The following is a 13,644-nucleotide window of genomic DNA, read 5'->3' on the forward strand; positions in this document are numbered from 1 at the left end:
TCGTCGAAGACGTCCAGGATGGGGTTCCAGCGGTCCGCGAAGTCCTGGTAGCCGGCCTCGATGACCTTCTCCGGCACGGGCGGGAACATCGCGACGTACTGCCAGATGGAGGATCCGGTGAACCCGACCACGGTGTCGACGCCGAGGGCCCTGGCGAGCCGGGCGGTGTGTTTCATTTCCTCGGCCGCGCGCTGGCGGACGCCTTCCGGCTCGCCGTCGCCCCACACGCGCGCCCCGACGATGGCCTCGTGCCGGAAGTCGATCGGGTCATCGCACACCGCCTGGCCCTTGAGGTGGTTGGAGATGGCCCAGACCTTGAGGTTGTACTTTTCCAGCACGGCGAGCTTGGATTCGACGTAGCCGGGCTCGTCCCAGCGCCAGGCGTCCAGGTGGTCGCCGGAGACCGCGATTTCCAGGCCGTCGTAGCCCCAGCCGGAGGCCAGGCGGGCGACTTCCTCGAAGGGCAGGTCGGCCCACTGGCCGGTGAACAGGGTGTACGGGCGGGGCATGTCAGGCTCTTTCGGTAGGGGGCTGGGTGGACGGGGCGAGCTGGATGAGCGAACTCTTGGCTGCGGCGCTTTCCTCCACGGCGGCGAGGATTCGCTGGACGTTCAGTCCGTCCTCGAACGACGGCGAAGGCTGGGTTCCGGTGCCCACCGCGACGAGGAAGTCGCGGATCTCGTGCGTGAACGTGTGTTCCCAGCCGATCACGTGGCCCTGCGGCCACCATGCTTCAAGGTAGGGGTGCTCGGGTTCGTTGACCAGGATCCGGCGGAAGCCCTGTTCGCGGACCGGCAGTGTGGCGTCCAGGAAGCCGAGCTCGTTCAGCTCCTCCAGATCGAACAGCAGGGCTCCCTTGTCGCCATAGATCTCCAGCGTGAGCGAGTTCTTCCGCCCGGTGGCCACCCGGGAAACCTCGACGGAGGCGATGGCCCCGGAGGCGAGGGTCAGCGTGGCCCAGGCGGCGTCGTCGACCGTCACCTCCTCGAGCCCGGCAGCGCCCGGGCGCCGCGGGGTGAAGGTGTGCAGTCGGCCGGAGACCTCGGTGACCTGCTCGCCCAGGAGGAACAACACCTGGTCGATCGCATGGCTGGCGATGTCGCCCAGCGCCCCGGACCCGGCGGTTTCCTTGTTCAGCCGCCAGGTCATGGGCGCCTCCGGGTCCACGAGCCAGTCCTGCAGGTAGGCCGCGCGGACGTGCCGGACGGCGCCGAGCCGGCCCTCCGCGATCAGCTCCCGGGCCAGCGCCAGCGCCGGGACCCGGCGGTAGTTGAAGCCGATCATGGACTGCACGCCTTCCTCCCGCGCGGTCCGGGCCGCCTCCGCCATGGCCTCAGCCTCGGCCAGGGTGTTGGCCAGCGGCTTCTCGACCAGGACGTGCTTGCCGGCGGCCAGCGCGGCGATGGCGATTTCCGCGTGCATGAACCCCGGCGCGCAGATATCGACGATGTGGATGTCATCCCGGGCGACCACTGCACGCCAGTCCGTGGCGGACTCGGCCCAGCCGTACTTCGCGGCCGCCTCGGCGACGCCGTCCCGGTCGCGGCCGACCAGGACGCGCCGTTCGAACGCCGGGACATCGAAGTAGCTGGCAACATTCCGCCAGGCGTTCGAGTGGGCCTTGCCCATGAACGCGTACCCGATCATGGCCACACCCAAAGGGGGAGGGCCGGGGCTGGTTTCTTGGGAATTCATTGCTGGTTCCTAGAGTGTGGAGGCGGTGGGGTCCCAGTCCTCGGGGAGGGCTGCGGAGGTGGGGGCGGAGCTTTCCACATCGATGAACGTGCCGGAATCGACCGACTCGGAGATCGAGACCATGGTGTCCAGGACGTGGTAGGCGAGGTTGCCGGTGGCGCGGTGCGGGACGCCGGCGCGGATGGAGCGGGCCATGTCCAGCACGCCCATGCCGCGGCCCTGGCTGGGGCCGGTGGCCGGAATGACGGTCCACTCCTCGTCGCCGGCGCGCCAGAGCCTGATGTCGCCGTCGAAGTAGTTCGGATCCGGCAGCGAGATGGTGGCCTCGGTCCCGGTGATCTCCACGAAGCCCATCCGCAGCCGCGGGGACTCGAAGCTGAACACGCTGTGGGAGGACGCGCCGGACTCGAACTGGGCCATGGCGGAAACGTGAGTGGGGACCTCGACCGTGAATTCCTCGCCGGCCTTGGGCCCGGAACCGATGACCCGGACCGCCTTGGCCTTGGAACCGGTCGCGGCCACGCGGCGCACGGAGCCGAACGTCTGCACCAGGGCCGTGAGGTAGTACGGGCCCATGTCGAACAGCGGCCCGGCGCCGTGCTGGAAGAGGAACGCGGGGTTGGGGTGCCACGATTCCGGCCCGGGCGTCTGGAACGTGGTCATGGCCGTCAGCGGGGTGCCGATGTCGCCGCGTTCGATCAGCCGCCGGGCAGTCTGCAGCCCGGCGCCCAGGAACGTGTCCGGGGCGCAGCCCAGCCGCAGCTCCGCGGCGTCGGCCGTTTTCAGCAGGCCCAGCCCCGATTCGCGGTCCAGCGAGAACGGCTTTTCCGTCCAGACGTGTTTGCCGGCATTGACGGCGGCCGTGGCCACTTCCACGTGCGCGGCCGGGATGGTCAGGTTGACGATGATTTCGACGTCGGGGTGGTTCAGGGCGGCGTCCACCGCGCCCCACTCCGGGATGCCGTATTCCTTGGCCCGTGCCTCGGCGGCCTCCTCGAAGAGGTCGGCGATCACGTGGACCCTAAGGTCGGGGAAGACGGTCAGGTTGTCCAGGTACTGCTTGCTGATGTTGCCGGCGCCGATGAACGCGACGCCCACCGGGCCGCGGCCGGTGGCACGGTTCGCTGCTGCACTGTTCGCTGCGGCGCTCATGCGTTCACGCCCTGCGCGCTGTCGGAACCGCTCTGCAGGTAGCTCAGGCTCTGGGCGATGCCGTCGAAGATGTCGCCGGAGTAGTCGTCGAATTCCACGACGCCGACTTCCAGGGACTGCGCCGCGGCGATGACGTCCCACACCGCGATCTTGCCCTGCCCGGCGGGCTGCTGCGCCTTGGTGTCCGTGGAGACGGGGCCGTCCTTGATGTGGATGAACTTCACCCGGTCGCCGAGGCGCTGCAGCAGCTGCACCGGGTCCTGGCCGCCGACGGCTGCCCAGTAGGTGTCCACTTCCAGGACCAGTTCCGGGTCCAGGAGTCCGGCGAAGTATTCCAGGGCGGTCTGGCCCTCGATGCTGGACTCCAGCTCCCAGGCGTGGTTGTGGTAGCCGACGCGGATGCCGTACCCGGCGCCTTTCTTGGCGGCGGCGTTGAGCTTCGCGGCGGTGGCCTGGATGTCCCCGGCGGACTGCCAGTGCTCGGCCGGGAGGTAGGGGTCGATCACCGTGGTGATGCCCAGTTCCTTGGCCGCGGCGAAGATTGCGTCCTGGTCCTGGCTCAGCAGCGGGGCGTGGCCGGACGGGGCGGTCAGGCCGTTTTCCTTCAGGGCGGCGCCGAGCTCAGCGGCCGTGGCGACGAAGTTGTAGGGCTCAACCTGGGTGAAGCCGAGCCCGGCGACCTTCTTGATGGTGCCGGGCAGGTCTTCCTGGAGGGCGTTGCGGAGGGTGTACAGCTGGATTGAGTAAGACATTGCGTTCCTTTGCGGGGAGTCGGTGGTTCTCAAGGAGGTGGGCGGACCGGCGGTCAGCCGGCCGGCGTCGGGGTCGGGGTTCGGTGCCTAGCGGCCGGCGAGGGATCCGCCGATGCCGCCGACGCTGAAGTACTTGTTCAGGGCGGCGAAGACGATGATGGGCGGGAGCATCATGATCACAGCCAGGGCCATGACGGATGTCCAGTCAGTCTGATTCTGCTGGAAGAAGGACTGCACGCCCATGGGCAGGGTGAAGATTTCTGTGGAGCGCAGGAACACGATGGCAACCAGATAGTCGTTCCAGGCCAGCAGGAAGGCGAAGATCGCGGTGGAGAGCACGCCCGGGAGGGAGTTCCGCAGCACCACCTTGGTGAAGCTGCCGAACACCGAACAACCGTCGATCCAGGAGGCTTCTTCCAGGCTGATGGGGATGGAATCGAAGTAGGCGGCCATCATCCAGGTGGCCACGGTCATGGTCGAACCGACGTAGATGATCGTCAGGCCCATCAGGTTGTCCACCAGGCCCATCCCGGCGAACAGGATGAACAGCGGCACCACCGAGGTGATGATGGGCAGCGACTGCATGACGAACAGGAGCAGCGAGTAGCCGGAGACTGCCTTGCTGCGGCCGCGGGAGAGGACATAGCCTGCCGGGGCGGCGACGGCCACCGCGACCACCACCGTGCTGAGCGTGGTGATGAGGCTGTTCTGCAGCCAGGTCGAGGCGAGCGTCTCGGAGAACACGGAGCCAAAGTTCTCCAGCGTGAAACCGGAGGCTGTGCTGGTGGGCCCGGGGGTGAAGGCGAGTACGACCGTGACCATGATGGGAACGAGTACGACGGCGGTGATGGCCAGGATCAGGGCGAAACGCCACCAGCGGCCGCGCAGGCCGGCGTCGGACAGGGAGCGGTTGGGCTTGCCGGTATCGGCGACGCCGAGGACAGGGCCGGACTGGGGGTGGGCATGGACTACTGCGCTCATTATTCGACGCTCGACTTTCGGATCTGGCGGTACAGCATGACCGAGACCACCACGAGGGTAATTGTCATAAGGAAGGCGATCGCGACGCCGGGTCCGGTCTGGAAGTCCTGGAACACGGTCCGGTAGGCCAACACCACGAGGGAAGTGGTGGCGTCCACGGGTCCGCCGCCGGTGAGCAGGTAGATGGTGGGGAAGTCGTTCACACAGAAGATCGTCATGAGGATCCAGCTGATGTACGTGGACCGGGCGATCAGGGGCAGCGTGATCTGGCTGAACTGCTGCCAGCGGCTGGCACCGTCCATGCTGGCGGCCTCGTAGACGGTGGTGTCCACGGACGCCAGGGCCGCCGAGGTCATCATCATCATGAACGGGAAGCTGATCCAGACCTTGAACACCATGACGGTGATGGCCGCAAGGGTCGGATCCGCCAGGAACAGCGGGGTTCCCAGCCCGAGGTTCCGGAACATGCTCGGGACCAGGCTGTCCGGGGTGCCCACCAGCCAGTTCCAGGCGGTGGAGGACACCACGATCGGGACCACCCACGGCAGGAGCAGGAGGATCTTGAAGAGTCCGCCGGCCGGGATCTTGGTGCGCAGCAGCAGGGCCAGGCCCAGCCCGAGGAGCCAGGAGCCGAAGACTCCCACGATCGTGAACAGGAGCGTGAAGCGGGCCGCCTTCCAGAAGGCGTCGGAGGCCAGGACGTTGGCGAAGTTTTCCAGGCCGACGAATTCGCCGGTCTCGATCAGGGACCCGTCATGCGTGGCCTGCACCCCGGCGTACACGAGCGGGTAGCCGTGGATCAGGACGAGCAGGACGACGGAGGGCAGCAGGAGCCAGAAAAAGGTCTTGCGGGTCTGCGAGCTGAGTTTGCTCTTGCGGTTTGCGGGCTTGCCGGGCCCGCCGGGGGCGACGCCCCGGCGGGCCCGGCTCAGGCCGGTCTGGGCTGTGGTCAATGCCATGGAAGGTCCGCTTACTTCTTCAGGACGGATTGCAGTCCGGACTGGAACGTCTGCAGTGCGGACTTGGCGTCGGTCTTGCCCGTGAGGATGGTCTGCGTGAACTGGTTGAGGGCCTGGCCGCCGTCGAGCACGGCAAGGTTGGCGTTGAGCGTGTTGCCCTGCGAGGCGAACGTCTTGGCGATGGGCTGCCATTCCTTGACGATCTTGACGTTGTTGGGGTCGTTGGCAAACTCGGGGAGCTCGGTGATGGACTTGAACACAGGCAGGGCAGACATCAGCTTCTGCTGCCACAGCTGCTTCAACTGCCCCAGGTAGGCGACCAGGAAGGCCTCGGACGATGCCTGCGACGGCGTGTTTGTGTACATCATGATGTTGTTGGGGAAGACAATTGTGGCTTTGTCCCCGTGCGGACCCGTGATGGGGTCCGCGACAAGAAGGTCTCCCGAGGTGTCGCCGACGCGCTGCGGGACATTGACCTGGAACAGGCCGAAGCCTGCCTTTTTGTCCTTCCACTGGGCGGACATGTTGTCGGTGGTGTAGCTGACTGCGGCGGGGTCCACGATGCCGTTGGAGACGAGTTCCGAGACGAACTCGATGGCCTCGACGTTGCGGTCGTTCATGACGTCCAGTTCGCCGTCCTTATTGAACACGCCGCCGCCGTTGTTCACCATCATCATGATCATGGAGTGGTTGCCGTAGTTGTTTCCGGCGCCGGAGCCGGTGGTGAAGCCGAAGGCGCCGATCTTCTTCAGTGCCTTGCCCGCCTCCAGCAGGGTCGGCCAGTCGGTGGGGAGGGCAACGCCGGCCTTCTCGAAAAGCGACTTCCGGTACCAGAACACGCGCATGTCCAGCTGCCACGGGACTGCCACGTAGCCCTTGTCCGACTTGAAGGGATCCAGGACGCCCGGCAGGAAGTCGTCGTACATGCCGTTCTTCTTCAGTTCCTCCACTACCTTGTCCGCGTAGGCGATCTGGCCCTGCTGCTCAAACTGGAAGGCCTGGAAACCGCCGCCGGTGGACACTGCCGGTCCGGTCTTGGAGGCGATGGCCGAGGAGAACGTCTGGTAGAAGTTGTTCCACTGGATGGTCTGGTAGCTGGCCTTGAGGTTGCCCGACGCCGGCGCGTAGCCCTCTGCGATCTTCTTGGCGGCGTCGTTGTAAGCCGGCGTGGCCCACGGCATGTCCCAGAACTTGATGACACCGCTGCCGCCCCCGGACTGGGACGCGGAGCCGCCGCCGCACGCTGCGAGGAGCGGTGCGCTGGCCGCGGCTGCGGCAAAGCCCAGGAATCCCCGGCGGGAGAATGCGGTGGAGGTAACAGAGGACTTGATCGTCACGATGATTTCCTTTCATGACCGGCCCGCGGCGTCGCGGACGGTCTTCTCGACAGTGAGTTGATGCGGAAGGACTTGCTGGCAGTGCAGATGGGGCTGGCAGTGCAGATGGGGCAGTTAGTGCGGGTGTTGCGGTGAATGCGGTGAGTCGGGGAGCCGTCCGACGAGTTCGGTCACGGCGGCAAACCGTTCCAGATCGGTTTCCGGGGCGCCGGCGGCGATCGCGGCGCGGAGCCGCCTCCAGCTGTGCCGGTGGGCCGATTCGTAGATGGTGGGGAACGTGGCGGCCCCGGCGGCGGTGACCGAGCGGACCTTCGCCGGCCAGCCGGCGGAGGCGTCCGGGAGGGTGATGTCCGCCCGTCCGGTCGAGGTCAGGACCGAAACTGTGGCCGTCGCGGGGAGCGAGGACGTGGTGATGCCCTGCAGGGCCGCCGGCGCCCCGCCCGGGAGGCTGCCGATCACGGTGTAGCCGTTGGCGTTGCGCTGGATGACCTGCAGGTCTTTCAGTTCGACACCGCAGGCCAGGACCGCGCCAAGGTGGCGGGTGAGCAGCACCTCCGGGTCGGTTCCGGGGACGCCCCTGGCCACGGAGTCCAGCAGCACGGCGTCGGCCAGGGCGGTGGCGATGGCGGTCCGGACCGCGGCCTGGGACTCCGCGAGGGCGGGGTTTCCCGCCCATGTCTGGTCCAGGACCACCGCGGTGCCCGCTTCGGCCGCTGCCGCGGTCAGCGCTGCGGGGTCTTCCGCCACAGGATCAACGATGACGACGCCGCGGACGCCGCTGCGGACCGCCTCGGTGGCGGCAGCGGTCCAGCCGGCGGTTCCGGTGAGGGCGACGACGTCGGGAACGCCGTCGGCCGGGGCGAAGGACACCGGCAGGGACGCGACGACGGCGCCGACGGTGCCGGCCTGTTCGACGTCAGGGCCGGCCTGGACCAGGAGCGGCGGTGTCATCAGCGGGGTGCTCATGCGCTGGCCGCCTCAAAGGCGGCGTCGCCGGCATCGACGCAAGCGGCGGCGGCGTCGGCGATCGCGAGGGCGAATTCCAGATCGTGGATCAGCGTCTCCGGGCTGGGGGCCGTTCCGGTGCCGTTGGCGATGTCCGCGAGCTTGCGCCATTCGCCCTCGTAGCCGTTGTGGCCGAAGGGGCCCAGGACTTTCGTGCTGGCCGCGGTCCGGATCCGGGCGGTTGCCGAGCCGGCGTGGACGTAGGACGGAGTGAAGTCGATAGACAAGGAGGCGTCGTCGCCGATGGCCTCGAACGTCCAGGACGGCTCCCAGGTGCCGTTCATCGCGGCGCGGAGTTCGATGGTCACCGCGCCGGCCCGCAGTGAGATGACGTAGCCGAAGGGCAGAACGGTCCGGGCGTACAGGACCTCGACATCCCGGAAATCCGGGGCGAACCGGCGGACCAGGGGGAGGTCGTGGATGGCCAGGCCCATGACGCCGCCGGTCAGCATGGCTTTCACAGCGGCGGACTCAGGACCGGAGGCCTTGCCAGTGGCGGAGGGCGCCGCCGGGGCGCGGCCCACGATCTCGGTCGCGAAGTCCTCGAAGCGGGGGTTGGGCGGCAGGACGATCGAGGACCGGACCGTGTGGACCTGCTCCGGCAGGCCGCTCCACGCGGCTTCGGCCGCCAGCCAGCCCGGATCAAAGGTGTGCATGGCACCGACGACGATCGGCACTCCCGTTTCGGCGGACACGGCGGCGATGGCCGCGGCCTCCCCGCCGTTCATGGCGAAGGGCTTTTCACACAGGACGGCCTTCTTGCCGGCGCGGCAGGCGGCGATCACCTGGACGGCGTGGAACTGGTGCGGGCTGCAGATCGCGACGATCTGGACCGCGGGATCCGCCAGGAGCTCTTCCGTGCTGGTACTGAAGCTGGCCCCAACCCGGGCGGCCACGGATTCGGCGACCGCCGGGTCGATGTCCATGATGTGCCGGACTTCCAGGATGTCCCGCAGCCTGGCGAGGGACGGCAGGTGGATCGCCTGTGTGACCGGTCCGGCACCCAGGATCCCCACGCCCAGCGGCGACGGCGCCGCATGTTCTTGGCTCGACAAGTTCGTTCATACCCCTTCGTAGTCCCGGGACCGTCCGTCGGCAGCCAGGCTGCCCGGGCCGGTGATCTGGCTCACAGCCAAAGCTAGAGACACTTTTGTCGGGCGTCAAGCAAAAGTTGTAAACTGCGTGTCAATCTTTGTGAAGCGTGACATGCAGAAGGTCTTCGTGCTATCACTTACTCATGAGTACGCCCACCGGCACCGAGCCCGCAGCCCCCGAGGCCAGCGGCAGCCTGTCCCGCGCCGGAGATCTCTTCCAACTCCTGCGCGACGGCAAGGCCCGGACCCGCGCGGAGCTGGCCCTGACCACCGGGCTGGCCCGGTCCACTGTCGCTTCCCGCATCGACGCGCTGATGGTCTCCGGGCTCGTCGGCCCAGCCGGGGAGGCGAGCTCCAGCGGCGGCCGCCCGCCGTCGCGCTTTGCCTTCAACCCGGCCGCCCGCGTCGTCCTGGCGGTGGATGTGGGGGCCACCCACGTGATCATCGCCGTCACGGACCTCGGCGGGACGGTGCTCGCGGAGCGCCGGTTGGCACAGGATGTCGCCGACGGTCCGGTGGTTGTCCTGGACCGGGTGATCGAGGAAGGGCTGCAGCTGCTCGGCGGGGCCGGCCGGGGCGTTGGGGACCTGGCCGGCGCCGGGATCGGGCTCCCGGGGCCGGTGGAACACGCCACCGGCATGCCGGTGAAGCCGCCAATCATGCCCGGCTGGGACGGGTTCGACGTCGTCCGCCATGTCCAGCGGTCCCTTCCGGTGCCGGTCCTGGTGGACAACGACGTCAACATCATGGCGCTGGGGGAGCGCACGGCGCACTGGCCCGACGACGAAAACTTCCTGTTCATCAAGGTGGCCACCGGCATCGGGGCGGGCATCATCAGCAGCGGCCAGCTCCAGCGCGGAGCGAACGGGACGGCCGGCGACCTCGGTCACGTCCGGGTTCCGCGTGGCGATGACGTGCTGTGCCGGTGCGGGAACTACGGGTGCCTCGAAGCCCTGGCGTCCGGGCCCGCCGTCGCTCAGGCGCTGACGCGGCAGGGCCTGCCGGCGCACGACGGCGGCGATGTGCTGCGCCTGGTCGCCGAGGGGAACCTGCAGGCCATCCAGGCGCTGCGGCAGGCCGGCAGGGACCTCGGCGACGTCCTCTCCACGGTGGTGAACCTGCTGAACCCCTCGGTGATTGTGATCGGCGGAAGCCTCGGCCAGGCCGGGGAGCATCTGATGGCCGGCGTCCGCGAGGTGGTCTACCGGCGCTCGCTGCCGCTGGCCACGACGCACCTGCGGATCGGCGTGTCCCGGGCCGGGGACCAGGCCGCGATCCTCGGCGCCAGCCAGATGGTCACGCAGCACGTGCTCTCACCCGCGGTCATTGAGGCGACCCTGCAGGCCACGGGCTAGGGGTGCCCGGGAAAGCGGCGCGCCCGGCAGGAGTGTCCCGCAAAGCGTCACATTCCGAAGGCACGGCAGGGGCCCGTGATAGCAATGGGACTGATGAAATCCTATTTCTGCCCGGCCGCCGGGCAACGGCCCGCCCCATGAGCAGCGTGGCCCGGGCGCCGCGCGGCTGGCTCCTCATGCTCGCGATCGGTCTCATCGCGCTGAACATGCGCGGCCCGTTGGTGGCCGTGGCGCCGGTGATCGCGCAACTGGAGGACGATCTCGGCTTCACCCCGGTGGAATTGGGATTCCTGACCGGCATCCCGGTCCTGTGCTTTGCCCTGGCCGCGCCCCTGGCCTCGCTGGCCGGGCGCAAGCTGGGACCCGAATTCGCCATCACCCTGACCCTGCTCGGCGTGCTCTTCGGCGTCGTGGTCCGCTCGGCCGGAGGGGGTGCGCTGGTCATGCTGGGCACCGTGATCCTCGGCGTCGCCATCACGATCGGCAACATCGTGGTCCCGCTGATCATCCGCCGTGACTTCACCCCCGCCCGGCAAGGCGCGGCAATGGGCACCTACACCGCGGCGCTCAATATCGGCTCCTTCCTGACCTCCATGGTGTCGGCACCGCTGGCTGAACTCCTGGGCTGGCGGCCCGCGATTGCCGCCAGTGGCCTCTTCGCGGTGGCGGCCGCCGCCGTGTGGGTGATCGCGGTTGGCCGGCGGGCCTTCATTCCGGCCGCCGTCACCGCAGCGGACCCGCGGCGGCCCGGCAAGCTCACCTCCCGGTGGATCACGGCAGCGCTGACCTTCGGGTTCGCCGGGCAGGCATTCTCCTACTACGGAGTGACCGCCTGGCTGCCGAGCCTGCTCTCGGACGAACTCGGCATGGCGCCCGCGGCCGCCGGGGCTGGGTCCTCGCTCTTCCAGATCCTGGCCATTGTGGGCGGACTGGGCGTGCCGCTGGCGGCCCGGTTCGCCAGCACGACGGCGGTAGGCCTCGCCCTTGGGCTGCTGTGGCTCACCGTGCCCGTGGGCCTGCTGCTCGCACCGGAGCTGTGGTGGCTGTGGTGTTCCTTCGGCGGTGTGGCCCAGGGCGGCGGCATCACGCTGATCTTCCTGGCCATTATCCGGCTGGCGCGGGACCAGGCCTCGGCGGCCCGGATGTCCGCCGTCGTCCAGGGGACGGGATACTCCTTCGGGGCAGTGGCGCCGACCCTGCTGGGCTATGTCCACGGGACCACCGGCGCCTGGACCGGACCGCTGCTGATGATCCTGTGCTCGGTGGCCGCGTTCATCCTGGGCACCTCGCTGTCACTGCGGCGGGTGCCGAAGCCGCACTGATTCTCTGCGCGGGGGATTTCAATCGGGACGACGGATAAGGCCCATGTCCGCGGGGAACATGGTCCTTACCTGCGTCCCGACGCCGTTGTCGAGTACGTGGGGATTTTCCGTTGCTGGACTGCCGCCCGGATTTCGGGGTGCCTGTTGCGAAGGGCCTGGCAGCCCAGCCAACGGAAATCTGTGCGGGCCGCGGTTGCCCGGGACCCGGAGTCCTAGGCCGGAACCAGTGCGGGGTCCCCGCTGGCGACGTCGGCGCCGTCGCGCGCTTCGTGCAGGAAGCGGTCGTAGGCCGGCAGCGTCAGGAAGGCCGGGAACTCGCTGCTGAGGGTGACTTCTTCGAAGATGTCCCGCGCGTCGGCGAAACGGTCTCCTTCGAAGCGCTCCAGCTTGGCGAATTCCTCGTCCAGCATGTCCTCCACCCACTCCCGGGTGACCACGTCGCCGTGGTCAGTGATGGCCCGGGCGAAGATCCACTGCCACAACTGCGAGCGGGAGATTTCCGCGGTGGCGGCGTCCTCCATCAGGTTGTGGATGGCCACCGCGCCGTTGCCGCGCAGCCACGACTCGATGTAGCGGATCCCCACTTCGATGTTGTTCCGGATGCCCTGTTCTGTGATGGTTCCGGTGGTCGTGGAGATGTCCAGGAGGGCACGGTCGTCCGCGGTGACGTCCTCGCGGAGGCGCTCGAGCTGGTTCGGACGCTCGCCGAGGACGGCGTCGAACACCTCGCGGCAGACCGGCACCAGGTCGGGGTGTGCCACCCAGGAGCCGTCGAAGCCGTCGTTCGCCTCACGGGTCTTGTCCGCGCGGACCTTTTCGAAGGCGATCGCGTTGGCATCCTGGTCCTTGCGGTTGGGGACAGCCGCGGCCATGCCGCCGATCGCCATGGCGCCGCGTTTGTGGCAGGCCCTGACCAGCTGTTCGGTGTAGGCGCGCATGAACGGCTGGGTCATGGTGACCTGGCCGCGGTCCGGGAGCACGAAGCGCGGTCCCCGGGTGCGGAAGTTCTTGATCAGGGAGAAGATGTAGTCCCAGCGGCCGGCGTTCAGGCCCGCGGCGTGGTCCCGGAGTTCGTAGAGGATCTCCTCCATTTCGAACGCCGCGGTGATGGTCTCGATCAGCACGGTGGCGCGGATGGTGCCCTGCGGGATGCCTAGCAGGTCCTGCGCCAGGATGAAGATGTCGTTCCACAGCCGGGCCTCGAGGTGGCTCTCGATCTTCGGCAGGTAGAAGTACGGGCCTTTGCCCTGGGCGATCAGGCGGCGGGCGTTGTGGAAGAAGTACAGGCCGAAGTCCACGATCCCGCCGGCGATAGGCGTGCCATCGATGAGCATGTGCTTTTCCGGCAGGTGCCAGCCCCGGGGGCGGACCACGATGGTGGGCAGTTCCCCGGCCGGGCGCAGCTTGTACTCCTTGCCCTCCGGTGAGGTGAAGTCGATCCTGCGCTCCAGCGCGTCCGTCAGGTTCAGCTGGCCCTGGATCACGTTGCGCCAGGAGGGGGTGGAGGAGTCCTCCATGTCCGCGAGCCACACCTTGGCGCCGGAGTTCAGCGCGTTGATGGTCATCTTCTTATCGACCGGCCCGGTGATTTCCACGCGGCGGTCCTCCAGGCCCGGGGCCGGGGGAGCGACGCGCCAGTTCGGGTCGTTGCGGACGGACTCTGTCTCGCGCAGGAACCGCGGGTCCTGGCCCTTGGAGATCTGCTGGCGGCGTTCCTGCCGTGCCTGCAGCAGCTCCCGACGGCGCCCTGCCGTGGCCTTGTGCAGCTTGGCAACAAACGCCAGCGCGTCCGGCGTGAGGACCTCGCTCTGCCGGCAAATCGGCTGCGCGGTCAACGTGATCCCGTTGATAGTGAAGTTGTCAGTGAAGCTGTTCATTTCAAATCTCCTTAGAGAAGAAGCAAGTTCGACGGCGGCCCGTGCGTCAGGCGCGGTGCCCCCGAGGCCAAAGGTGCCGGTATTGCGAAGCCTGCGTAAAAGGGGCCCTGTGTCC

At 68.1% G+C, this 13,644-nt stretch carries 12 protein-coding genes; 2 read left to right on the forward strand and 10 right to left on the reverse strand.

The window, feature by feature from the left end; all coding sequences use genetic code 11:
* The 9 genes from B5X90_RS08015 to B5X90_RS08055 form a co-directional block, all read right to left on the reverse strand.
* Window positions 1-509: sugar phosphate isomerase/epimerase family protein (locus tag B5X90_RS08015; protein ID WP_143264687.1), on the reverse strand; the 509-nt coding region annotated here is incomplete at its 3' end.
* A 1-nt stretch (window position 510) separates the two neighbouring features.
* Window positions 511-1,695: a Gfo/Idh/MocA family protein gene (locus B5X90_RS08020; protein WP_079551751.1), complete on the reverse strand. Its 1,185-nt coding sequence runs from the start codon at window positions 1,693-1,695 to the stop codon at window positions 511-513.
* Window positions 1,696-1,704: 9 nt separating this feature from the next.
* Window positions 1,705-2,847 carry a Gfo/Idh/MocA family protein gene (locus B5X90_RS08025; protein WP_079551753.1) on the reverse strand — a complete coding sequence of 381 codons (1,143 nt, stop codon included), beginning with the start codon at window positions 2,845-2,847 and terminating at the stop codon, window positions 1,705-1,707.
* Entirely contained in the window at window positions 2,844-3,599 is a 756-nt protein-coding gene (locus B5X90_RS08030; protein WP_079551755.1) for a sugar phosphate isomerase/epimerase family protein, read from the reverse strand. Before B5X90_RS08030 ends, B5X90_RS08025 begins: the two co-directional genes overlap by 4 nt.
* Window positions 3,600-3,686: 87 nt before the next feature.
* Window positions 3,687-4,580 carry a carbohydrate ABC transporter permease gene (locus tag B5X90_RS08035; protein ID WP_079551757.1) on the reverse strand — a complete coding sequence of 298 codons (894 nt, stop codon included), beginning with the start codon at window positions 4,578-4,580 and terminating at the stop codon, window positions 3,687-3,689.
* On the reverse strand, window positions 4,580-5,539 hold the full coding sequence (locus B5X90_RS08040) for a carbohydrate ABC transporter permease (protein WP_079551759.1): 960 nt from the start codon (window positions 5,537-5,539) through the stop codon (window positions 4,580-4,582). Before B5X90_RS08040 ends, B5X90_RS08035 begins: the two co-directional genes overlap by 1 nt.
* Before the next feature lie 11 nt (window positions 5,540-5,550).
* Entirely contained in the window at window positions 5,551-6,876 is a 1,326-nt protein-coding gene (locus B5X90_RS08045; protein ID WP_018774365.1) for an ABC transporter substrate-binding protein, read from the reverse strand.
* Between the two features lie 114 nt (window positions 6,877-6,990).
* The gene (locus B5X90_RS08050; protein ID WP_256860119.1) at window positions 6,991-7,842 is read right to left on the reverse strand and encodes a hypothetical protein; all 852 of its coding nucleotides are present in this window, start codon (window positions 7,840-7,842) and stop codon (window positions 6,991-6,993) included.
* Entirely contained in the window at window positions 7,839-8,936 is a 1,098-nt protein-coding gene (locus tag B5X90_RS08055; RefSeq protein WP_079551761.1) for a Gfo/Idh/MocA family protein, read from the reverse strand. Before B5X90_RS08055 ends, B5X90_RS08050 begins: the two co-directional genes overlap by 4 nt.
* 182 nt (window positions 8,937-9,118) lie before the next feature.
* On the opposite strand from B5X90_RS08055, the gene B5X90_RS08060 reads away from it, so the two are divergent.
* Together B5X90_RS08060 and B5X90_RS08065 are read left to right on the forward strand one after the other, a co-directional pair.
* Window positions 9,119-10,330 (forward strand): ROK family transcriptional regulator, encoded by a 1,212-nt coding sequence (locus B5X90_RS08060; protein WP_079551764.1) that lies wholly within the window; start codon window positions 9,119-9,121, stop codon window positions 10,328-10,330.
* Between the two features lie 137 nt (window positions 10,331-10,467).
* Window positions 10,468-11,652, forward strand: a complete 1,185-nt coding sequence (locus B5X90_RS08065) for an MFS transporter (protein WP_079551766.1) — start codon at window positions 10,468-10,470, stop codon at window positions 11,650-11,652.
* 212 nt (window positions 11,653-11,864) lie between these two features.
* Here the strand turns inward: B5X90_RS08065 and aceB are convergent, their stop codons facing one another.
* Window positions 11,865-13,529, reverse strand: coding sequence for a malate synthase A (gene aceB / locus B5X90_RS08070; protein ID WP_079551769.1), 1,665 nt, complete (start codon window positions 13,527-13,529; stop codon window positions 11,865-11,867).
* Window positions 13,530-13,644: the final 115 nt, after the last annotated feature.

It is taken from the genome of Arthrobacter sp. 49Tsu3.1M3 (assembly GCF_900168135.1).
GTDB lineage: Bacteria > Actinomycetota > Actinomycetes > Actinomycetales > Micrococcaceae > Arthrobacter.